Here is a 23,573-nt window from a genome sequence, read left to right on the forward strand (position 1 = left end):
CTATAAATAAGGCTCTCCACGATGCAGATCCATCATGGAGAGCCTTATTTTTTAATAGATAACAACTGGTTCACTTTGACTTAAATTGTTGAAAACATTAGCTGCTTCACTTGGTTTCATATTGACACATCCCAAAGAACCTTCTTTAAGATAAGCCGTGTTGGACCAATTTTTCCGCCAATCGGCATCATGGAAGCCACAACCATCTAAAGTAAATGGCACCCAATATTCTACCGGACTAGCATAAGCTGACCCATCAGCTCTTGATCCTCGTAAGGTCGTCTTTGTTTGTTTATACATAACATAAAAAACTCCCTTAGGTGTATCATTATGCGTACTTTGAGTCCCTGTCACAACATCGATGGAGGCAACTTGTTGGCCATCACGATAAGCCCACAAATGCTGTTTTTCGATCGAAACTTCAACATAGGTGTTCCCGATCCCACCATTAGTCGTCGTATCGTAGCCTGTTCCGCGTGTATCATAGCCTTCACCGTAGATATCACCCTTAGCATCGACTTTTGTTTCACCATTTTCCAAAGCTTTCGTCAAAGTCTTTTCCGCTTTATTAGCGCTGATCGCCCAGCCATAAGTACCAGCTGGAACACTTATCTCATTTCCTTCACTTGTCTTAAAGGCCAAGCTCTTATTTAAGGTCGCCTGTTTTTGATTGATCTCGACCACCTTATTCTTTAGCGCTTGCGTATCGAACTGATATTTTCCAGCTTGATAGCGGGCCGAAGTTAGAATATCTGCAGTCGTTAATTCATAATCCGTTTTTTGTACAGTGTAGGTGATCTTTTTACCGGTCAATTCTTTGAGTTTCTTTTCCTCTTGTTTAACAGTAGCACTATCTGCTTTGACTGGTTTTAAGTATTTAGCCGTTAAATAGATGTCTTTATTACCCTCTTTTTGGCTGAACTCTTTTAAGATCGCTGAAACATCGTATTTGTTTCCCGCTTGTTCTTGGACGATCTTAACTTTATCGCCTTCTAAGATCGCATAAGCATCAACTGGTGCTTTGCGTGACTGATTTGTCTCATTTAGTTTGGTTTCTACGTTTGATCTTAACGAAGCCACCTTTTTACCATCAACTTTAGCTGGTGTCAAAGTGTAATTGACCTTTTTGTCATTTGGTAAAGTCGTGGCTTGTTTTTTCAAGGTAGCTTCGAATTTTGCTAGATCTTTTGAGCTAAATTCTGATTCCGTCGGCTCTGCTGTATAGAGCAATTGCTTGTTGAGATAGACCTTCTTTTCAACTTTAGCTGCAGTTAGTTTTTCTTGCGCTTCCTTAGCGTTCAAGCCACCAACGTTGATCCCATTGATCGTAATATTTTTATTGAAATGGGTCCGCTGTTGGTAGATGAAATAGCCACCACCAATAAGAGCTAACATTGCAATTCCAACACAGAGTATAACTTTGGTTTTATATTTCATGTCGCACCTCTAATTGAATTGTTACGATTATGTTACAACATTTTACAAAAAAATACAATTATTTTTTAAGTTTTACACAACCAAATTATTTTTTAGCACTTGCCTACGTATTTAAACTTTTTTAAGTTATGTTATAATTTAGCCTATGACAAGTAAGGATCAGGTGAATATTTTATGGAAACAAATAGTCTTTTGACATTCAATCGTAGTATCGGTAAACAAAAGCGGATCTCCGGCGCAGCTGAGCCCAGTTGCCCTTTTTGTGACGTTGAACATTTAACTGATATTTACGATCAACAAGGCGAGATGATCTTTTTAAAAAATAAATATTCGACGCTCGAAAAGACCGATCAATTCGTTTTGATCGAATCTACTAAACACGACGGTAACATCTCCAACTATGAGCCTAAAGAATGGCAAAATATTCTAGCTTATGCGATCAAACAGTGGAAAGTATTTTATAATGACCCTAAATATAAAAGTGTTTTACTGTATAAAAACTACGGTAAACTTTCCGGCGGTTCCCTTTCACACCCGCACATGCAGATCGTCGGGCTTTTAGAGGCTGATGGTTACCACGAGATCGCCCCAGCTTACTTTAGTGGCGAAACGGTCGCAACTAAAGCCGGAGCAACCCTCAACATCTCCGATCACCCTATCATGGGCTTTTTGGAATTTAACATCAGCTTTGATGAACAAAGTATCGCACCTGCAGCTGATTATATCAAAGAAGTCGTTTCATATTTACTCGCTGAATTTAATGATGGACGCTGTGAAGCCTACAACCTCTTCTTCTATAAATTAGCCGATAAACTTTACTGTAAAGTAGTTCCGCGTTTTATCGTCTCACCTTATTTCGTAGGTTATTTTATCAGCCAAAAATTCGATGCTGAATTTACCGCTGAAATCGTAAAACGTCTTAAAGAAAAATATCTAAACTAGCAAAAAAGGGACCTATCACGATGCAAAAACATCATAATAGGTCCCTCATTATTTATAACAACTGTCTTATTCAAAACTAAAACGTAAGCCCTTAGGGAAGAAATTTTTGACCGTACCGTTGACGACCTTACCAAATGCAAAGGGTTTATCATCACAGACCAATAAATACCACCCATTCTTATGCGATGTGGCCACCGTCACTGTATTGCCAGCCACATACTGTTGCCATTGTTCATGGGTCAACGCTAGCTTTTGCTCTGTCTCAGTTGCACTTAAAGCTAAAGCTAGTGTATAGCTAGGCTCAAAGCGCTTTTTCTTAAAGACACCAAGCAATAGACCCGGACGCATAAACTTTAAGCATGAAATATCAGGCCAATTTTTATTGTAATAATAAAGATGGTCGCCATAGCATTGCAATTCATTTACTTTGAAGAGGTCTTGCTTTAAGAAGTTAGCGGAAAATTCTTTCCATAAAGCGACCTGTTCTTGGGTCAAACCTGCTTTATTTTGCTTTTTACGCTTATTCTTCTTAGTTTTTACAACTTGTGCTGGGCGTGTATCACGTAATTTAGCGATAAAATGGCCTTCACCTTTAAAGTGGTGTGGCATCAAGCGAACTGTCCCCGTTAGCGCGGGCTCATCATTGCCCCAAGCTGGGACTCCACTGTCCATGCCATTATACTTTTGTAAAGGTACGATCTCAAAGTAAGGATATTCTTGTAATAACCAGCTGATGATCTGTTCGTCTTCTTCAGGAGCAAATGTACAAGTCGAGTAGACCAATTCGCCACCAACAGCTAACATTTTAACCGCTTCAGCTAAGATCTCACGTTGACGCTTAGCACATTGCGCTGGATAATCGGCATGCCAATATGAGATCGCATGTGGATCTTTTCGAAACATCCCTTCACCTGAACAGGGCGCGTCAACTACGATCTTATCAAAACAAGTCTCAAAGTTTTGAGCTAATGTCGCTGGATCCTCGTTTAAGACGATCGAATTTCGGGCCCCAGTTCGTTCCATATTCTCAGCTAAGATCAAAGCCCGTTTTTTATTGATCTCATTTGAGACCAATAGCCCCTGATTTGCCATCTTTTCAATGATCTGCGTCGACTTCCCCCCCGGTGCAGCGCAAAGGTCTAAGATCTTTTCGCCCGGCTCAGCTTCGACCACTTCACCGACATACATTGCACTTAGATCTTGACTGTAGACATACCCTGCTTGATGCTCCAACGTCTTTCCACTAACTTCGCCTACATAACCGGTCGCAACATATTCGACCGGTTCATCCAGTGAATTAGCAACTTTTTTATAGTTATCTTTTAACGGATTAAGTCGAAATCCCTTTTGTACTTCGCCAGATAAACTTTCAAAGAATGCTGTGGCTTGGTCACCCAATAGAGCTTGATATTTTTTCTTAAAATCTTCTGGTAACTTCACTTCTTAAAAAACCTCTCCTGCTATATAACATAGCTTTTCTTTCCTAATTCTCTTTATCCTTAACTATTCACTCTTTTTCAACCTTAAATTGATCAACAGGTAAAATAGCAGACTGCTTCCTAGATAGATCGAACCCATCGTCAGCAATAGATAAGTATACGTCGTCATTTGGAAAATAAACATCCCTGCCATTCCGCCAATGATCGTACCTAGACCGACCCAGATCGAATATGTGCGCCATTCTTCAAAGGCAAATTTAGCGGGATTAGCTTGCAAAAATACGGCTTCGTTATAGCGTCGCCGTGATGAGATCAACCAAACAGCCATTTGCGCTAAGAAACCGACCGCTGCCGCAAATAAGCCTAGGACTTGCGCCCAATGTGAGGCTAACCATGATTCATCAGAAATGATGAAATTCTTTTTGACTAATCTGGTAGCTGACAGTAAGCCTAGCTCTTTTTTTAAGGTTTTAGCATCGATCGGGGTCAAACTATCCAAAATGATCCGATAATCATTAGTGTGAGCTGTTGCCAGTTTTTGAGTCGAAGCCGCAATAAATATCTGATCATCTAGATCTGAGTGATAGTTGTCGCCCATCACACCGATCACAGGTAAATAATTACCATCTAGTTTCAAATATGCCTGATCTTTAGGCTCATATAATTTTTTTTCATAATTTTTTCCCACGACCGCTAACGGAACATCGGATTCAAAGTCAGCACTTGAAAAGAAATGTCCTGAAAGCAATGGTGGTTGCGTATAATTGCCCTTACCGTAAAAATATGTCACATTACGCTGATCTTTAGCTTGGTAATGAAGCTGGACATCGGTCAATTTATCATTGTCCTTTACCTTCTGATCGAGTTCTGCTAGTGAGATATCTTGTTTGAGCGTGATCTTATACGCATCTAGAGAAAGGTTGTTGTTATTCAATTGAATGATCAGGTCACGTTCTTGGATCTTAAAAAATAGATAGACACAAAAAAATGAGATCAAAGCAATATATAACACAACAGAGATTTTTCTTTTTAACACAAAAACGCCTCCGTTAGTGGATCCCTAGCGCCATCTTGGCATAGCTAGTCATGCGGTCCATTGTCCAGGCCGGTTCCCAAACAAATTCAACTTCGACCTTTTTGACTTCAGCGATCCCATCCATCGAACGTTCGACCATATCAGCCAATAAGTTCGTCAAAGGGCAGCCCATCGTCGTCAAGGTCATCTGAACGATACATAGACCATCTTCTTTTAGATCAACTGAATAGATCAAACCTAAATTAACGATATCCACCCCTAATTCTGGATCGATCACCGTTTCAAGGGCATCTAAAATATCTTTTTTGATCAATTCACTATTTCGTGGTTCCATCATCGATTCCTCCAAAATACTCTTCAAATTTTTCTGCCATCTCGACCGCAGTTGCATAATTTACCTTATGTCCCTGCCCTGTAGTCGTTGTAAATGATGTATTTCTAGCATAATCTTTCCCTTGGATACTGTCAAAGAATGCCTTATCCGGCGCATATGGCACCATTTGATCAGCAGTATCATGCCAAAAATGGACTGGTCGCCCAGCGATCCGTTCAGGGTGCTTTGATAGATCGATCAGCTCGAGTTGGGCTAATTGCTGCTCGACAAAACTAGCTGGAATATCTGCTAAACCGGGCAACTCTTCCAGTAATTGGCGGGCAAATGCGGTCGGGCAAGGAGAACCCATCAAACTCACACCTGCTTTGATCCAATCATACACAGTCAACAAAGCGCAGGTCGTGATCGCTCCCATCGAAAGTCCACTGACACCAACTAGGTCATCTTTTATCCCGCTCGTTTGGCGATAATGATCTACCAAAAGTGGTAGCTCTTTGACTGAACTAGCTACGATCTGCCAAAATTCTTGGCGGTGCCCCGTGACAGGTCCGCTTTGCCTCTGACCATGAAATTTAGCATCTGGTAAGACCACTCTAAAGCCCCGCTTGGCTAATTCATAACCTTCTGTTAAAACTCGTTCTTTACAACCAGTCCACCCGTGATAAAAAACGATCAACGGTAAACTTTGGGTGCGATATTTTCTAGCCACGACTTCTAAAACTGGTAAGCCTTCGATCTGTTTTGCGATGATCTCGATCATCATAACTACCCCCTTCTTGATCTTTCCCTTAAAATTATACACTATTATCTTCAAAATGATCGCAAAATTAGTTCCTTATCCGTTGTTTTTTATTTAAGTTTGTGATAAGTTTAAGCAGATATACTACAAATTTTTAAGGATTGATTCTATGGAACAAAAACTGATCGCGATCGATCTTGATGGCACAACATTAAATGAAAATAGTCAAATAACGCCTAAAACTAAAGAAGTTTTAACCAAAGCTACCGCAGCGGGGCATATCGTTTCGATCGTAACCGGCCGCCCTAACCGGATCTCAGAAAACTATTATGATTTTCTAGGTCTTAAATCACCCATGATCAATTTTAATGGGGCCGTGGGACATATTCCCCATCAAACTTGGGATAAAGAATACGCTTTGACCTTTAATCGTGATATTGCTTTTGAAATCTTAGCTGCTAAAGAACAACTTGGGATCAAAGTCGTTGCAGCTGAAGGTAAGAATATGGCCTTGGCTGATGTCCCTAATACCGTGATCGATGATTTCTTTCCAGTAACATTGAAAGCTAATGAAGTCCTAAATAGGATAAACTTACAGGAAAACCCATCAGCCATGACGATGTTAGTCGACAAACTTCAATTGCTTAAAACAGTCTCGGCTCTAGAAGAAAATTTCGGTGACAAGATCAATGTTGGTGTTTGGGGTGGTCCTAATCCGATCTTAGAACTGTTACCTAAAGGCGTTGATAAAGCGCATGGGGTCAAATTCTTAGCTGATACCTTTAAGATCGACCGTAAAAATATTTTGGCCTTTGGCGATGAACATAATGATGCCGAAATGATCGATTATGCTGGCTGGGGCGTAGTCATGCAAAACGGGACTGAGCAACTCAAAGCTTTAGCCAACGATATTACGCCTTTGACCAATAAAGAAGATGGCTTAGCCCATTACTTAGAAGAATATTTAAAATTAGCTTAGAGTAAATAAAAAATTCGAGACCTAGTGCAACTTAGATCTCGAATTTTTTATTTTAATTTTCGTCGCTCTTTAACACACCGCCAACAGCGTAACGATCTTTTTGCATTTCATTCAATACAACGTGAACGTGTTCAGCTGGAGCACCAGTGTTTTCAACCACTGCTTTAGTTACGTCTTTAACTAAGTTCTTGAGTTGTTCTTGGCTACGACCTTCGATAAGTTCGATATGAACTAATGGCATTATTGTCATCTCCCTCTTTGTTGATATTGTTAATTATGACAAAGTTTTAGGACAAGTGCAATTGTTTTTAGTTCTGTCAGTCTGCTAAAATAAAACTAATCACCTGATGAAAGGACGTCTCTGTATGACACTTTATAAAAGTTTCGAATTTTCCGCTTGCACTAGCATCCTAGTCGGAAAAAAAGCGATGGCTGATGGTTCGACTGTGATTGGGCGCAACGAAGATGCCAAAAGTGCTTGGCCTAAACACATGGTCATCCATCCCCATCAAGAATTTGATACCCCACAAGAATTTATCTCAAAAGACAACGGCTTTAAAATGCCACTACCACAAGTTCGTTTCAAATACAGTGCCACACCAGAATGGACCACTGAATTTGGCTTATTTGAAGAAGATGGGATCAATGAATATGGGGTAGCCATGAGTGCCACCGAAAGTGCCTATGCCAACGAACGTGTTTTAGGCTGCGATCCCCTTGTCAAAGATGGGATCGGCGAAGAAGCCATGGTCACCGTAGTTTTGCCCTATGTTAAGACAGCTCGCGAAGGTGTAGAACGCCTAGGCCAGATCGTTGAAAAATACGGTACTTGCGAATCTAACGGGATCTTATTTGCCGATCAAGAAGAAGTTTGGTATTTAGAAACCGGTTCTGGGCACCACTTTGTTGCACAAAGGATCCCCGATGATTGCTATGCGGTAGTGGCTAACCAACTAGCGATCCAAGAGATCGACTTCAACGATCCTGCTAACTTTATCTTTTCAACTGGGATCCAAGAATTTGTCGCTACTAACCATTTAAATCCTGATCCGACATGCTTTAACTTCCGCAATATCTTTGGAACACACGAATTGTCCGACGAGATCTACAGTACTCCACGGGTCTGGGACGGTCAACGCTATTTGACACCTAGCGTCAAACAAGACCCAATGAGCGAAGAATTACCATTTATCCAAAAAGCTGACCGTTTATTGTATTTAGATGATCTCAAATACGTCTTGGGCTCGCATTTCCAAAATACACCTTACGATCCGCTAGGTAAGGCACCGGAAAAAAATAAGTTTAGACCGATCAGCTTAGCTAAAACGCAAGAATCTCACTTGCTTCAACTTCGCCCAAACTTACCGGTCGAGATCGCTGGTCTTCACTGGGTCGCAATGGGCGTTACTGCGCAAAGTGTTTTTGTCCCGGTCTATGCCGGTAGTACCGATGTCCATCCCGCTTACAAGGCCGGCCAAAAGACGTATTCTAGCGACTCGGCTTACTGGGTCTACAAATTACTCGGCGTCTTAGTCGATCCTCACTATGCACAATTTGGACCAAAAGTTTTGGATCTAAAGAAAGAACTAGCCGTCAAATTCACCCAGATCATCAAACAAACAGATGCAAAAGCGTTGACTATAGATGATCCGCTTGTTTTAAGTGAATTATTGACTAAGGCATCCCTTGAGATGCAGGCATTAGGCTTAAGTGAAACGCAAAAACTGACCGCTGAATTGATCACTGAAGCAACAGATCTTTCACCACTGAACTTCAAGACTGACGCTAATTTGTAAAATATAGCTTTTTAAATCAAATAAGATCCCCGATGGAAGTTGGGATATAACTTCCATCGGGGATCTCTTTATACACTTAAATGCCCTTAACGATATCGTCTATTGTAGTTAGTCAATAAATTTTACGGCAGTCCCATAGGCAGCAACTGATTGCATATCTGCACTGATCGAACCCGAATCAAAGCGCATCATGACAACAGCATCAGCCCCCATAGCCTTAGCTTCTTGTTTTAAGCGATCAACGGCTTCGTGACGCGAATTATTTAACATCATTGGTATAGCCCTTGATCTCACCACCAACGATTCTCTTTAGACCTGCCCCAAAGTCACTGGCAATATTGCGCGATTGCGTCGTCACGCCAAAAGCAGTCCCGATCACTTCGTATTTTTTGCCTGGAATATTTTCTGTTCTTACAACTAACATTTGCTATACCCTTTCTTCTGAAAAACTAACTGTCTTAGTCAAAGGTTCGATCGCCTCTAAGGTCTTTTCGCCATAGCTCAAACACTGCGTTGGGGCGATCACATGCACGACTTCTTTTAATTCGCTCTCGCTTTGATCAGCTGCGATCACATCAATATCTTTTATACTATCTTTATTATAAATGATGGTATCTTGCTTAGCAATTCCTGCTTGAATTATGAATTTTTCTGGTTTTTCCGTGGCTAATTTTAAGTTAGTTGGCGTCGCAGCTGTAAAATCATCAAATGGGAATAGTAATTTAGCTAAAATAGCAAGATCTGGTGCCAGCAGTAAAGTTCTGCCAGCTTGTTTAGCAATTTCTTGATATTTCAGGATCTCTTCTGGGGCTAATTCCGATAATTTTAAAGCTGGTAAGTCCGTCGTAGATAGATTTGCTAAGAAACGTTTGAATTTTTTAGTGTTTGATACAAAAACTTCGCTGGTCTGTAACGCCGCACTATCTAATAACAACAGATCTAACTTAGCCGTCTGAAAAGCTTTTTTCCATTTCTTGATCCGCTTTTTATGTGCTCCGCGCGTGATAAAACGACCTGTATAGCCAAACGCTTTACCTTCATGTTCGAGCAACAAACTGACTGCTCCATTCAAACCATCATCACTTGGAAACGCAGTGACCCAGAGATCTGCTATCTGAACAGGATAATTATAGGGATAGCACTTTATCTTTCTAAAATTCAAAGGTCTGATGAAACCTGCTTGAACTAATTTTTGAAGCTGTTTGAGTAACATCTGTGGTAAATAAACAAGATTTTTGCGTCGCTTATCAGCTAAGATCTGCAAAAGATCCGTCGATAAATGCGTAAATAGATAAATATCTTCTGCCGTAGAAGCTACGTTTTCTTTAGGATCGAGCCTGATAGTTTGCTTAGACTCAAGGCAGATATTACCTTCATTTTTGATGATCAAGGACATATTATCACCTGGCCTTTCTTAAATTTTCTAACTAATTCAATTATAAGCGAAGCATGTAAATAATTCTATCTTCATACAGCTAACTTTTTGTAAGCATATATGTTGTAATCAGTTAACAAGTGATAGATAATATACATATCAGTTAAGGGAGGTATTTTAAAATGAAATTAACCATTACAGATGAAGCAGCTACCAAATTACGTCCATTTTTTGAAGATCCAAATGCCATCGTTCTACTCGATTTTGATGATGGCGTCGGTCCTTTTTCCAAAGTCGGTGTGTGCTCTTTAAATCAAGCCTTTCAATTAGTGATCGTTGATAAAGATGAAGATATCCATGATTATAATGAAAAGATCGTAACTGAGCTTGGAGATGTGTATTACAAGGGCTACTCTGACATGTATTTAGATCAAGTCATGCAACTCAAATTAAATCCGCAAAATATGACTTTGCGACTTGTAGGTAACAGTTCGGGTGAATTGACCCCAGTCTTAAATGTTATCGATCTCCGCAAAAATAACTAAATCTAATAAAAAGGCTCCCTATGAGGTAAGATCTTACCTCATAGGGAGCCTATTTTTATTCATATTTGTTTAGACAAAGGCTTTGATCAAGTAAATGATCCAAAGGTGAACTGGATAAAAGATATAGAAGAACGACTTTTCAGCTTGACTACCACTGCCACCACGTTTGCCATTATATAGCCAGATCAATGGAATGACGGCTACCATCATAAATTCACTGGCAAATGTCAAATGGTCATAGAGTGAAACTGAAGCTGTCGCCCCCCTACTGTAACTGTAATAAGCTTTAGCAAATAACAGAGCACACCAGAAAAACGTTGCCCAAAGCATTGGCGCTTTCTTGTAATACTTACGACCTAAGAAGAAGATCAAAGCTAACGGCAAGAGATAGACCCCACCTTCTGCAAAAGCAAACATCAGCAAAGCACTTACGATAAATGCCGGCCATGATACCTTACGTCTATGCTTATTTAAAATGTTATCCAATGACCACATCATGATCAGCTGTAAAGCTAACGTCAAAAAGATATTATGTGGCCCGAGAAACAGTAAGTAATTGGGTTGATGATCGAACGGATTGATATATGCCTTAGTCAAGAGATTGTAGATAATATTACCGATCCCTACGACTAATGCTCCGAGCAATAAGCGCTTCAAATACCGCCGTTTATTACGGGTATGAAAATATCCTTCAACTAATAGAAATGAAAATGTTGGCGCCACAAAACGACCTAAAAAATTGATCCATAACGGCCAATGTAACTCTGGCCCTAAATACATATTTAAATGATCCACCAACATAAAGATCATTGCTAAAACTTTTAACTGATAACCAGTTAAACCTTTTTTAAGAAGACTCATCTTCTTTCTCTCCTAAATTTTTACTACTTAACGTTCAACTAGACGGTAATAGACCCGTGCAGTTAGTTGATACACAATATAATACAGAATGCTAAAAATCAGCGCAACCGCGAGTGTAACTACTAAGAATAGCTGCCAGTTAGTGATCCCAAATAAGACCAACATCTTTTTGATCAGTGGGAAAGCAAATGCAACGTGTAACATCGCAAAGGCTAATGGGAAGATGAAGACCATCATGATCTGACTGTGGATCACACGTTTAACTTCAGCTTCATCCATCCCAACTTTTTGTAAGATCACAAAGCGCTCGCGGTCGTCCATCCCTTCAGAAACTTGCTTGTAATAGATGATCAATGTCGTAGCTAGTAAGAAAGCTGTCCCTAAAATGATCCCTAAGAAGAAGAACCCACCATCAAAGCGTTTGACACTTTCGCGATAGCTATCCTTATCTTGAAAGGAATACCATTGTTTATCCGAAGTTTTAGCAAACTCTTTGCTTAGTCCACGGATGAATGCTTTACGTTTAGCTTGATCTTTGAGGTCAATATTGAAGTTAAGTGCATAAGCTGGTGCTAAATACGCTTCACCTTTCTTAGTACCAAACCACTCTTTCAAAAGCGAATCGATCTGCTGTTGATCTTTCATAACGATAATGTAGGAATCGACCGGTGACACATTAAGCAATCCAGTATCTTTTAATTTGTTGACCTGTTGCTTGATCTGATACTTATGTCCATTCAATACCATTGTCTTTTCAGGATAACTCCGTGCGGTAGTATACATAAAGATGTCATCAGTTTTATTTAAAGATAAATTATCTTTTGTCAAAGTATTATATTCACTCAAACTGATCAAAACCACGTTAGCCGATTTATCAACATCTGAAACAGAATAATGCATCCGATCAGAAACCTTAAAATTGTTAGCATCTTTGGTAACCAATAAAGGTTGACTGGCCCGGCTATATTGCATATCACTTAATTTAACATCCTCCTCAGCAGCATAGGTCTTAGCTACTTGTTTGAGTTTCGTCAGTGGCTCTGCTGAAGTGACCATAACATCGCGTGGAAACATCTGTTGAACTTGATCATTTAAGCCAAAGAACAATCCAGCTGTCGTTGAAACTGTGACTAAGACCATCGTTGACAAGATACAGATGCTAGCCAAACCGACCGCATTTTGTTTCATTCGATAGATCATCCCTGATACAGGAATGAAATGTTTAACATTATAGTAGTAGTTTTCATTTTTACGCAATAATTTTAAAACAACGATGCTCCCGGCTGTAAAGATCAGATAGGTACCGATGATCACTAATAGTACTGCGATAAAGAAATTAGTGATCGCTGAAACTGGCGATTTGATCGTAAGCGCGATCCAGTAACCCCAAACTAAAGAGACTAAACCAACTAAAGCCAAGAACCATTTAGCTTTAGGCTCTTTTTCACCTTTTTGATCAGCATGTAACAACTCGATCGGATCACTTTTAAAGATATTAAAAGCGTTGATCAAATATAGCCAAGCGTAAACACCAGCGATAAATAAGATCGTGATCATCAAGATCGAAGGGTTCAAAGTAAATTTGAATTCACCACCAACTCCCATCAATTTCTTGATGATCAAATACGCTAGCCGCGAAAAGATCACACCACTTGTGATACCTAAAACAACTGTTGTAACTAAATTGATCACTTTTTCAAAAAAGGTCAACTTATATAATTCACGTTTGCCCATACCTAAAACATTGTACAAGCCTAGTTCGTTTTTACGCTGCTTGTTTAGGATCGTTTCCGTATAAGTAGCAAATACTACCGAAAAGATCAATACGATCACAGAACCAAAGCCAAAAAGTTGGGTGATCGCTTCAGCTCCTTGCAGCTTAGCCAACCCTGGGTCATTAGCGACCATCAACATCAAAGTATTTAAGGCCGTCAAAAAGATCATCGACAGTAAAAATGGTACAAAGGCCTGTTTATTTTTACGAATATTTTGGAAAGCTAATTTAGCATAAAACATACAGATCCCTCCTGACTAACGTGGCAATAATGACGCCATCGTCATATTGATCTTTTCTAAGAAATCCTTGGAGTCAAGTTCCCCCCGATAAAGTTGATGATAAACGATCCCGTCTTTGATAAACAAGACCCGCTTAGCTCGACTAGCAGCTAATGAACTGTGGGTGACCATCAAGATCGTTTGCCCATTTTGATTCAACTGTTCAAAGATATCCAATAATTGATCTGAGGTCTTTGAATCTAACGCCCCAGTCGGTTCATCGGCTAAAAGTAGTGCTGGATCGGTAATGATCGCCCGCGCGACCGCTACCCGTTGCTTTTGTCCGCCAGATAATTCGTATGGATATTTTTCTAATAAGGCGGTGATCTCTAATTTCTCTGCTAATTCTTGCAATTTAGGCTTAGCCGCTTTGATACTTTTACGTGATAAAACTAAAGGTAATAAGATGTTATCTTTGACAGAGATCGTGTCTAACAAGTTAAAATCTTGGAAGACAAAGCCCAAATGTTCACGTCTAAATGCTGCAGCGGCTTTTTCCTTGATCTGAGTCAGATCATCACCATTCAAATACAATTTACCTGATGTTGGTTTATCCAAAGTGGCGATCATATTCAACAAGGTACTCTTACCAGAACCGGATTCGCCCATGATCGCTGTATATTCGCCCTCATTGACTTCAAGTTGGATATCCTTTAAAGCTTCAACTTGAACACCCTTAAAACGACTCTGATAAACTTTACGTGCATGTTCGATCTTTAGTAATTCTTTCATGATTATTTCCTCCGTTGTCCTAATTGATATCTTAATCATAACAAGCCTAGCGACTCATGCCTACTTACAAAATAAATGGCAACCTTACAACTTTGTAAGGTTGCCATTTTGAAATAACACTAAAGTTAAAGTAACAATTTATTTATCATATTTTGGAAAATAAACTTTGACCGTTGTCCCTTGACCAACTTTAGAAGTCAATTCGAGTTTACATCCTAATTTGGTCGCAACTTTTTGACTCAAATACAAGCCCAGACCACTTGCGCGTTGATCTTGCCGGCCATTATAACCGGTAAAACCTTTGTCAAAGACACGGGGAATATCTTGTGCTTTGATCCCGATCCCGGTATCTTTGATCGCCAAATGATCGCCATTAAAGATAAACGTTATCGTTCCGGTGTTAGTATATTTGATCGCATTGAAGATCAATTGCTCTAAAATAAAGATCAACCACTTCTTATCGGTCGTGACTTTGGCATCAAGGTCGACAAACTCCACCCGTAGCCCTTTTTGAGCAAAAAAGAGGGCATATTTTTTCAAGACTTCCTTGATCACCTGATCTAAGGCGACTTGTTCAAAAACAAGGTCAGAATTATCCAATTGTTGACGCAAATAATTTAACATCAGCTGGAGATACTCATTGACTTTGAACAACTCAGCTCGCATCTTAGGATCGTTGCCTTGCGCTTGGATCAAAAGGTCTAAAGCAGATACTGGTGTCTTGACTTGATGTAGCCAAATGCCAAAGTCTTCTAACATCTCCTGTTTTTTCAAACGACTATGTTCTAATTCGGCTACTAATTTTTGTTCTAATTCTTCAGCGATCTGCTGATAAAGCATTTCTGCTTGACTAGTGCTTAAGGGTAAAAGCTCATGTGAAAAATTGGCCTGTAAGAGCTGTAACTGCTTGAGCTTTCTTTGCCACCGACTAAAGGCAACTAACGTATAGCTAAAAATGATCAAACAGCTAAACAATAGCGTATCACCTAAGATCGCCTGGGTCTGATCATATAGATACAACGTCAAGCCTTGGGTTCCCAGTAATAATAACCATACTAGATAGGTCGCTTTATGTTCCCAGATAAAAGCTTTGATCAATTTAAATACTTGTTTCATCCTCGATCAAATACCCCTTTCCTTTGACCGTTTGTATCAGATCCTTGATCCCGACTGAGGCTAATTTCTTACGGATCCGGGTGATATTGACCGCTAATGTATTACTATCGATAAAGTCATCGGCTTGCCATAACGCTTCGACCATCTGTGTCTTCGAAACGATCTGACCGCGTTCACGTAATAAAATAACCAAGATCTTAGTCTCATTGGGCGATAGATTCAACTTACTCTCAGCATTTGCGATCATATTTTCCTCAGGCGTAAAAGTAAATCCTTGTAAACGATAGGTATCAACGGTCTGTACCTGATTATACTGGTAACTACGCCGCAATAAGGCTTGGATCTTAGCCACTAATAAATTGAGATCAAACGGTTTGACGATAAAATCATCGGCACCTAAATTGATCGCCATGATCTGATTCATTTGATCAGCAGCTGATGAGATAAAAATGATCGGCACCTGCGAATGTTTTCTGATCTCTTGGCACCAATGAAAGCCATTAAAGTAAGGCAATGAAATATCCAACAAGACCAATTGAGGATCGAGTTCTAAACACTCACTTAGCACATTTTGAAAATCTGTCACACCCTTGCAAGCATACCCCCAAGAGTTCAATTTTTCACTGACAACTTGAATGATCGTTGCATCGTCTTCTACCATAAAAATAGTCTGCTTACCCATATCTTTCACCTCATTTTATGCGTTTTAGGATCGTCTCTAACAGTCCGATCGATAAAAACATACTGATAAAAATAATAATGAGCCAGCCAAATGGACTATCTTTAAACGGTAATAAAACATTCATCCCAAAAAAGCCTGTCACAATAGTCGGGACCGTCAACAATAACGACCAGATCGTCAATAAACGCATCGTGTCGTTCAAGTTGTTATTCAATAAGTTATTATAGGTCTCCGAGATCTGACCTAAGATCTGATCGGATAAATTAGCCATCGCCACCAACTGATAAGCTTCGATCTCGACATCTTCTAGCTCTTCTTGTTCATTTTCTGTCAGATAGCGATAAAGTGAGATCTTTTTTAATTGTGCCAATAATAATGAATTTTGTTGTGTTGCATTGACTAAATAAACTAAGCCCATCCCTAGATCCGAGAGCTCCAACAAATTACGGTTAGTCGTCTTAGTTTTTAGCTTTTCTGTCAAAGCCAAACGTTTTTTATCGATCTCTTTGATCACTGGGAAAAATGCTCCCACGATCTGATAAAGCGTCTTAAAGATCAAACTCAAACGACTGAGATTGGGCTGGCGCGTGATCAACCCTTCAATGAACTCAGTCACATAAGCTGTTTTAGCGGTCGTAAAACTATACAGCTCATTTTGCTTGATAATAAAAGCCACCGGTGTCGTTTCATATCGTTCACTGTGTTTTTTGATCACATTAAAAACGATCAACAAGAGCTCTTCTTCAGCGTCATATTCCACGTGAGCATTTTCGTGTTCGTCCAAAGCATAACCCAACAGTTCTTTATCGAGCTTGGCTTGGCTTTTTAGCTCCTGGACCACATTTTCATCATCTTTTTTGATATCGATCCAAATAAAATCTTTTTTTGGACCAAAAACGATCTCCTTGCTCATCTTTCCAACCCCTAGCATTTATATATCTACCATAAATAATTTTAGCATAGCACAAAAAGCTAGCTGGATAAAGTCATACAAAAAGACCCGCCTCAAATGAAGCGGGTCCGATAACTAGTTATTTATTTTAAATTTGTTAAGCGTTCGGCTTAAAGTGCGTTTGATGCACCATGGTAAACAATACCACGACGAGAATCAACTGTTACAACTTCACCGTCAGCAATCAATTCAGTTGCGTTTGCAGCACCAACAACAACAGGAATACCCATTGAGATACCTACAACAGCAGCATGTGATGTTAAACCACCGTTTTCAACGATCAAAGCAGATGCTTTTTCGATAGCTGGTAAGTAGTCTTTGTCAGTTGTCTTTGTTACAAGAACTGCACCTTCAACAGCTTTTTCGTTAGCTTCAGCAGCAGATGTAGCTACAACAGCCTTGCCGATAACAGTTTCGTCACCAACACCTTGGCCTTCAACTAATTTAGAACCGATCAATTGGATCTTCATAACATTAGTTGTACCCTTTTCACCAACTGGAACACCAGCTGTGATCAAGATCAAATCGCCTTCCTTAGCAAAGCCAGCTTCTTTAGCTTTTTCTGTTGCCAAGTTGAACATTTCGTCTGTTGAACCTGGTGTTTCAGCAACAACAGGGAATACACCCCAGTTTACAGACAAACCACGGCGTGTACGTTCGTCAAATGTAACTGCCAAGATGTCAGCATCTGGACGGTACTTGGAGATCATACGAGCTGTGTGACCAGATTTTGTAGCAGCAACGATCGTCTTGATGTTCAAGTTGTCAGCTGCTTCAGCAACGGCACGGCCGATTGCTTCTGTAACGTCTGTCTTGTCAAATTCGTTCAATGAGAATGACTTGTGTTGACGTAATGCATTTTCAGCTTTAACGTCGATACGAGCCATTGTTGCAACAGCTTCAACTGGGTAGTCACCGTTTGCAGATTCACCAGAAAGCATTGTTGCATCTGTACCGTCAAACACAGCGTTAGCAACGTCAGAAGCTTCAGCACGTGTAGGACGTGGGTTTTCTTGCATAGAATCAAGCATTTGTGTAGCTGTGATAACAGCTTTACCAGCAGCGTTACACTTCTTGATCAATGCTTTTTGTACCAAAGGAACGTTTTCTGCTGGGATTTCAACACCCATGTCACCACGAGCGATCATCAAACCATCAGAAACTTTCAAGATTTCATCAAAGTTATCGATACCTTCTTGAGATTCGATCTTAGGGAAGATTTGAACATGTTCCATGTTCTTCTCTTCTAATAATTCACGAATATCTAAAACGTCTTGAGGCTTACGTACGAAGGAAGCAGCGATAAAGTTGATTTCGTTATCCAAACCAAAGCGGATATCGTCAGCATCTTTTTCTGTGATACCAGGTAAGTTGATGGAAACGCCAGGAGCGTTAACACCTTTACGTGAACCAAGTGTACCTTCGTTAAGAACTGTACATACTAATTCGCGGTTTGCTTCGTCTTTCTTTTCGATCTTCATGTCGATCAAACCATCATCAAATAATACGTGGCCACCTTCATGAACGTCATCGTATAAGTCAGCATAAGTAACAGCGATCTTTTCTTTTGTACCTTCGATAGAAGCATCCATAGAGATACGAACTTCGTCGCCGATGTTGAAGTGAAGCTTGCCACCTTGTTGAACAGTTGTACGGATTTCAGCACCCTTTGTATCAAGCATGATACCAACCATCTTACCAGTAACCTTTTCAGCTTCACGCACAAGGTTCATACGGCCTAAATGTTCTTCATGGTCACCATGAGAGAAGTTGAAGCGGAAGACGTTAGCGCCTGCTTCGATCAATTTGCAAATTGTATCTAAATCTGAACTAGCTGGTCCAAGTGTACTTACGATCTTGGTCTTTTTCATGAGTTAATTCTCTCCTTTGAAAATCTTAAATGCTCTGCATTTTACGTTGAAATATCAAAAGTTTAAACAGTTACCCGTTAAGGTAGTTTCAACTCTACCTATAAGTTGCTACTTTAGAAGCTCAAACGTTCGTTCAAGTCAAGCAATGACACGTCTGTCACATGCTTGTGGTTTTCTAAAGTATCGATGATATCAGTTGCAACAAGTTGGTTGTCGCGAATACCGATAGCTAAACCACCCTTGCCTTCAAGCAATAAACGAACAGCATAATCACCGAAGCGACTAGCTAATACGCGGTCTTTAGCAGTTGGTACGCCACCACGTTGAATGTGGCCCAAAGTAATTGCACGACTATCGAAGTCACCGTGCTTGTCAAGTTCTTCCTTGAAGTCTTTAGCAGACATTACGCCTTCAGCCAAGACGATCAAGCCATGATCTTTACCTTGTTCACGGTTCTTAGTCAACTTGTCAGCAATTGCTTTGACGTCATAATCGCGTTCTGGAATAACGATTGCATCTGCTCCGGCTGCGATCCCAGACCATAATGCAATATCCCCAGCGCCACGACCCATAACTTCAACAACAAAGACACGTTGGTGTGATGTTGCTGTATCATTGATGCGATCTAAAGCATCTGTTGCCACGTTGACAGCTGTATCAAAACCGATCGTGAAATCAGTTCCTGGAATATCGTTATCGATCGTTCCTGGAACACCGATCGAGTTAAAGCCATGCTTTGTAAGTTTCAAAGCACCGTGGTAAGAACCGTCGCCACCAATAACAACTAAAGCATCGATCCCAAACTTTTTAAGTTGTTCGATCGCTTTTAATTGTACTTCTTCTTCTGCAAATTCTGGGAAACGTGCAGAGTAAAGAATGGTGCCACCACGATTGATGATACCGTCCAATTGGGAAGATTCCATCTTGAAGATGTTACCTTCAACAAGACCCTTGTAGCCATAGTTGACACCATAAGCTTCAAGACCCGCATTCATAGCGGAACGAGCAATCGCACGTACAGCAGCGTTCATCCCGGAGGCATCGCCACCGCTTGTTAAAATACCAATGCGTTTCATTTCTTCACCTCAAGTAATAATTGTAGTACTACATTCTCCAAATGTAATCTTATCACTTTTGAGCGCCGTTGTCTTGTAAAAAATTGCATTTTCACCAATAATTTAAAAGCAGTTTTCATGAATTTTCATTACTTCAAAACGACATTTTTGCTACCTAACAAGGTTGTTAGCGCTTCTTTCGTGCTTTCATCTGGGCGCAACCATAAATTTTCTTGCAAAATTATTTTCCTGTTCTCATTTTCTTCGATTATGATTACAGGAACATCCCCATGATGAGCCCGCAAGATCCGCCAGAGTTGCTGGCGTGTCCCCTTGGCTAGTGATCGTTCTAAACGTAAATAGTAATATTGCTCTTTGATATCAGCTGCAGCAGCCAGCTCTGAAACTAAGATACTCTTTCTTTCATTGCGCAACTCAACTTTTCCACTTACTAGCAAGATGCTTTGGGGTTCACATAATGTCGCAAAGCGGCGGTATTCCCGCGGAAAGATCACCAATTCAGTTTCACCACTCTCATCAGCAACCTGCAAAAAGGCCATCTGCTCACCTTTTTTAGTTCGGATCACCCGCTTATTTTTAACATAAACGACTGTCTTGACCGTTTCATTCGGAATAAGCTCCGCCAATAATTTTGCGTGTTGCCTTTGACGTAGCCAAGCATACTTTTCGACTGGATGCCCCGACAAATACGTCCCTAAGTAATAAAATTCCTTTTCTAAAAGCTCAGCCGTCGAGAGCGTTTCAGTCGTCTTTTCTTCTTTAGGTGCTAACATCTCAAACAAAGTCTGATTTTCACCGCTCAAAGCGATATTGCTCAACACCATCGGTAATTGTGATAATAGTTTGCTTCGATCTGATTCTATTTGATCAAAGGCGCCAGCATAGATCAAGGCTTTAAGTTGTTCTTCTTTTAAGAGTTTTTTATCCAAACGTCGGATAAGATCGGCTAAACTCTTGAAATTACCGTTTTGTCGCCGTTCTTGTAAGATCGCTTTGACCAGATCACCGCGTAAAGTTTTGATCAAGCCTAGGCCGAAGACGACTTTTTTGTCTTTGAGTGAAAAATAGAGCTGACTGGTGTTGATATCTGGACCAGCAACTTGCAACTTGAATTGGCGCATCTCACCTAGATATTCTTTTAACTTATTATCGTTTCCGATCACTGAATTCAATAGAGCCGCAAAAAAAGCAGCCGGATAATGGCTCTTAAGATAGGCTAACTCAAACGCCATTTTAGAATATGCGACCGCGTGGGACCGGTTAAAACCGTAATTACCAAAGCGTTTCATGTACTCATAGACCTCTAGCGCACTAGCGACTGTGTACCCTTTAGCTTTAGCACCCATGACAAAGCGCTCTTGCAATTTATCGATCTTTAGTTGATCTTTTTTACTGATCGCCCGGCGCAAGAGGTCGGCTTCACCTAAGCTAAAGCCCCCCATCGCTGACGCAACTTGCATGACTTGTTCTTGATAGACCATGATCCCATAAGTTTTAGCTAGGATCGGCTGTAAACTTTTTTCTGGATAGCTAACAGGATGTTGCCCATATTTACGCGCAATAAATTCATCGATATTTCCGATCGGCCCCGGACGATATAAGGCATTGACCGCAGCAACATCTTCAAATGAAGTTGGATGTAGACGCCGTAAAACATTCTTGATCCCCGTCGATTCAAATTGAAAGACGCCATTTGTCTGTCCTGCTTGAAAGAGCCGTAAAGTCAAAGGATCATCTAAAGAGATCTGTTTTAGATCTAATTTTTCTTGATAACCCTTGCGGACAAATTTGAGTGCATTATCTAAGATCGTCAAATTCCGTAGGCCTAAAAAGTCGATCTTCAATAAGCCAGCTTCTTCGACTTGGCCCTTAGCAAACTGAGATAACAAGATCTGATCGGTCCCTAATTGAACAGGGATCAAGTCGCTCAAGACTTCATCACTCAAGATCACCCCTGCAGCATGCGTTGAATAATGACGCGGTAGCCCCTCTAATTTAAGGGCTGTTTTGAACAACAATTCATTTCTTTGACTATCAGCGATCAAATTTTTGACCTTTTGTGATTCTTGATATGCCTCTTTTAAGGTCAGTTTAAACTTATGCGGCAATGCTTTTGACCACTCATCGATCTCAAAACTCGTCAACCCCATGACTCGAGCAACGTCACGGATCGCTTGCCGTGCCCCCAAAGTTCCAAAGGTTATGATCTGAGCCATATGTTCATGGCCATATTTTTGGTGTACGTATTTGATGATCTGATCACGTTTAGTATCTGGGATATCCAGATCGATATCTGGCATTTGGGCGCGCTCGGGATTCAAGAAACGTTCAAATAACAAACCATACCGCAAAGGGTCGACATCAGTGATCTTTAAAACATATGAAACTAACGACCCAGCCGCCGAGCCTCGCCCTGGTCCGATCCGGGTCTGGTTGTTATGCGCATAATTAGTGACATCCCAAACGATCAAAAAATAATCATCAAAGCCCATCGCATCGATCACGGCTAATTCTTGTTTCAAGCGGTCAAAATACGGCTTGGTCTCGGTTATCTGATCAGCTACTAACCGTTGTCGCAACCCTTCTTGACAAAGTTTTTGTAAATAAGCTTTAGCACTCATCCCATTAGGTGTCTTAAAATGAGGCAATTTAGTCTTAGGGAAATCCAGTATCACTTGGGCTAGATCACACAGCCTAGCATTTGCCTCTAAGGCTTTTGTCAGTCCTAAAGCCCGATATTCTTCATGATATTGACTGATATCTTTAAGATAGTTTTTGCCTAAAGTGTTCTTCTTGTTCCAGACGCCGCTCAACTTCTCTGCTTCACCGATCGCCCGCAAAACTTTGACTTCAAAATAGTCAGCTGGTTCTAAATAATGAACTGCACTGGCAGCGATCAACGCAGTCTGCGTTTGCTGTGCTAATAATTTGATCGCTAATAATTCTTGTTTAGACAAGAGCGGATCGATCCCTAAATAGACCCCAGCTACCGGTGTCTGTTTCAAGCGCTCCAAGATCTCACCAGCTTGTTCGTAGTATTTTAATAATAGGCTTTCCTTAGCTGGTGAGATAATAAAGAGATCTTGGCTATATGTCATGACCGCTTTTAAAAATTCTTCTAGCTCTGGAAGTTCTTGCTTGAACGTGGTCATTTTTAGCGAAGACAATTTGAGCAAATTGTGGTAGCCCGTATTATTTTTGGCGATCAATAACAGTTTCGCGTCATTTTCAAATTCTAAGGTCAGCCCAAAGATCGGCTTGATCTGGTATTTCTGACAGGCATGATAAAAATCAAGGACACCATACATCACATCGATATCGCTTAAAACGAGGCTCTGGTAGCCTAAATCGGCAGCACGTTTGACATAATCTTCGATACGTAAAGTGCTCTTTAACAAACTGTTAGCACTGATAACTTGTAATGGAGCAAACAAAACGACCGCCACCTTTCTAATAAAAGTCTTTGTTTTAATTATACAAATTTGTCCGTGTCTTTTCAAAAATACGTTCGCCTTTTATCACAGTGCGCAAGAATGCGTTTAGCTCCGTAAAAATAACGGCAAGCAAACTATGAGGCGCTTTTTGCCTCGGAGTTTGATCGTTGTT

The 23,573-nt window shown here is 40.4% G+C and carries 20 protein-coding genes and 1 pseudogene; 4 read left to right on the forward strand and 17 right to left on the reverse strand.

What is annotated here, in order from left to right:
• Positions 1-51: 51 nt before the first annotated feature.
• On the reverse strand, positions 52-1,437 hold the full coding sequence (locus tag GSR62_RS05005; RefSeq protein WP_035448243.1) for a L,D-transpeptidase family protein: 1,386 nt from the start codon (positions 1,435-1,437) through the stop codon (positions 52-54).
• A gap of 174 nt (positions 1,438-1,611) precedes the next feature.
• Here GSR62_RS05005 and GSR62_RS05010 point away from each other — a divergent pair, with 174 nt between their 5' ends.
• The gene (locus GSR62_RS05010; protein ID WP_066023934.1) at positions 1,612-2,379 is read left to right on the forward strand and encodes a DUF4931 domain-containing protein; all 768 of its coding nucleotides are present in this window, start codon (positions 1,612-1,614) and stop codon (positions 2,377-2,379) included.
• A 66-nt stretch (positions 2,380-2,445) separates the two neighbouring features.
• On the opposite strand, the gene GSR62_RS05015 is transcribed toward GSR62_RS05010, so the two are convergent.
• The 4 genes from GSR62_RS05015 to GSR62_RS05030 form a co-directional block, all read right to left on the reverse strand.
• Positions 2,446-3,819, reverse strand: a complete 1,374-nt coding sequence (locus tag GSR62_RS05015; RefSeq protein ID WP_066023935.1) for an RsmB/NOP family class I SAM-dependent RNA methyltransferase — start codon at positions 3,817-3,819, stop codon at positions 2,446-2,448.
• Positions 3,820-3,882: 63 nt separating this feature from the next.
• A complete protein-coding gene (locus tag GSR62_RS05020; RefSeq protein ID WP_066023936.1) occupies positions 3,883-4,854 on the reverse strand; it encodes an ABC transporter permease in 972 nt (323 codons plus the stop codon).
• A 13-nt stretch (positions 4,855-4,867) separates the two neighbouring features.
• A complete protein-coding gene (locus GSR62_RS05025; protein ID WP_010689103.1) occupies positions 4,868-5,188 on the reverse strand; it encodes a metal-sulfur cluster assembly factor in 321 nt (106 codons plus the stop codon).
• On the reverse strand, positions 5,172-5,948 hold the full coding sequence (locus GSR62_RS05030) for an alpha/beta hydrolase family protein (protein ID WP_066024108.1): 777 nt from the start codon (positions 5,946-5,948) through the stop codon (positions 5,172-5,174). Before GSR62_RS05030 ends, GSR62_RS05025 begins: the two co-directional genes overlap by 17 nt.
• 148 nt (positions 5,949-6,096) lie before the next feature.
• Between GSR62_RS05030 and GSR62_RS05035 the strand changes: the two genes are divergently transcribed.
• Positions 6,097-6,906: a Cof-type HAD-IIB family hydrolase gene (locus GSR62_RS05035; protein ID WP_066023937.1), complete on the forward strand. Its 810-nt coding sequence runs from the start codon at positions 6,097-6,099 to the stop codon at positions 6,904-6,906.
• 52 nt (positions 6,907-6,958) lie between these two features.
• Here the strand turns inward: GSR62_RS05035 and GSR62_RS05040 are convergent, their stop codons facing one another.
• Positions 6,959-7,147 (reverse strand): 2-hydroxymuconate tautomerase, encoded by a 189-nt coding sequence (locus GSR62_RS05040; RefSeq protein WP_004047673.1) that lies wholly within the window; start codon positions 7,145-7,147, stop codon positions 6,959-6,961.
• A gap of 124 nt (positions 7,148-7,271) precedes the next feature.
• Between GSR62_RS05040 and GSR62_RS05045 the strand changes: the two genes are divergently transcribed.
• Positions 7,272-8,702 carry a C69 family dipeptidase gene (locus tag GSR62_RS05045; RefSeq protein ID WP_066023938.1) on the forward strand — a complete coding sequence of 477 codons (1,431 nt, stop codon included), beginning with the start codon at positions 7,272-7,274 and terminating at the stop codon, positions 8,700-8,702.
• 108 nt (positions 8,703-8,810) lie between these two features.
• Here the strand turns inward: GSR62_RS05045 and GSR62_RS05050 are convergent.
• Both GSR62_RS05050 and GSR62_RS05055 read right to left on the reverse strand, forming a co-directional pair.
• Positions 8,811-9,126: pseudogene (locus GSR62_RS05050) on the reverse strand (heavy metal-binding domain-containing protein).
• A gap of 3 nt (positions 9,127-9,129) precedes the next feature.
• Entirely contained in the window at positions 9,130-10,098 is a 969-nt protein-coding gene (locus GSR62_RS05055; protein ID WP_066023939.1) for a hypothetical protein, read from the reverse strand.
• Positions 10,099-10,259: 161 nt separating this feature from the next.
• On the opposite strand from GSR62_RS05055, the gene GSR62_RS05060 reads away from it, so the two are divergent.
• Positions 10,260-10,622, forward strand: a complete 363-nt coding sequence (locus GSR62_RS05060) for an iron-sulfur cluster biosynthesis family protein (protein ID WP_010689108.1) — start codon at positions 10,260-10,262, stop codon at positions 10,620-10,622.
• A 69-nt stretch (positions 10,623-10,691) separates the two neighbouring features.
• Here the strand turns inward: GSR62_RS05060 and GSR62_RS05065 are convergent, their stop codons facing one another.
• The 9 genes from GSR62_RS05065 to dnaE all read right to left on the reverse strand — a co-directional run bounded on the left by GSR62_RS05065 (position 10,692) and on the right by dnaE (position 23,401).
• A complete protein-coding gene (locus GSR62_RS05065; RefSeq protein WP_066023940.1) occupies positions 10,692-11,483 on the reverse strand; it encodes a TraX family protein in 792 nt (263 codons plus the stop codon).
• A gap of 27 nt (positions 11,484-11,510) precedes the next feature.
• Positions 11,511-13,499, reverse strand: a complete 1,989-nt coding sequence (locus GSR62_RS05070) for an ABC transporter permease (protein ID WP_066023941.1) — start codon at positions 13,497-13,499, stop codon at positions 11,511-11,513.
• A gap of 15 nt (positions 13,500-13,514) precedes the next feature.
• Positions 13,515-14,270: an ABC transporter ATP-binding protein gene (locus GSR62_RS05075; protein ID WP_010689111.1), complete on the reverse strand. Its 756-nt coding sequence runs from the start codon at positions 14,268-14,270 to the stop codon at positions 13,515-13,517.
• A gap of 138 nt (positions 14,271-14,408) precedes the next feature.
• Positions 14,409-15,386: a sensor histidine kinase gene (locus GSR62_RS05080; RefSeq protein ID WP_010689112.1), complete on the reverse strand. Its 978-nt coding sequence runs from the start codon at positions 15,384-15,386 to the stop codon at positions 14,409-14,411.
• Positions 15,370-16,068 (reverse strand): response regulator transcription factor, encoded by a 699-nt coding sequence (locus tag GSR62_RS05085; RefSeq protein WP_010689113.1) that lies wholly within the window; start codon positions 16,066-16,068, stop codon positions 15,370-15,372. Before GSR62_RS05085 ends, GSR62_RS05080 begins: the two co-directional genes overlap by 17 nt.
• Before the next feature lie 10 nt (positions 16,069-16,078).
• Positions 16,079-16,981 carry a magnesium transporter CorA family protein gene (locus GSR62_RS05090; RefSeq protein WP_010689114.1) on the reverse strand — a complete coding sequence of 301 codons (903 nt, stop codon included), beginning with the start codon at positions 16,979-16,981 and terminating at the stop codon, positions 16,079-16,081.
• 149 nt (positions 16,982-17,130) lie between these two features.
• Positions 17,131-18,891 carry a pyruvate kinase gene (pyk, locus tag GSR62_RS05095; RefSeq protein WP_010689115.1) on the reverse strand — a complete coding sequence of 587 codons (1,761 nt, stop codon included), beginning with the start codon at positions 18,889-18,891 and terminating at the stop codon, positions 17,131-17,133.
• A gap of 113 nt (positions 18,892-19,004) precedes the next feature.
• On the reverse strand, positions 19,005-19,967 hold the full coding sequence (gene pfkA, locus GSR62_RS05100; RefSeq protein ID WP_010689116.1) for a 6-phosphofructokinase: 963 nt from the start codon (positions 19,965-19,967) through the stop codon (positions 19,005-19,007).
• Between the two features lie 128 nt (positions 19,968-20,095).
• On the reverse strand, positions 20,096-23,401 hold the full coding sequence (dnaE, locus tag GSR62_RS05105; protein ID WP_066023942.1) for a DNA polymerase III subunit alpha: 3,306 nt from the start codon (positions 23,399-23,401) through the stop codon (positions 20,096-20,098).
• Between the last annotated feature and the right edge of the window lie 172 nt (positions 23,402-23,573).

It is taken from the genome of Ligilactobacillus animalis (assembly GCF_009933595.1).
GTDB classification, from domain to species: domain Bacteria; phylum Bacillota; class Bacilli; order Lactobacillales; family Lactobacillaceae; genus Ligilactobacillus; species Ligilactobacillus animalis.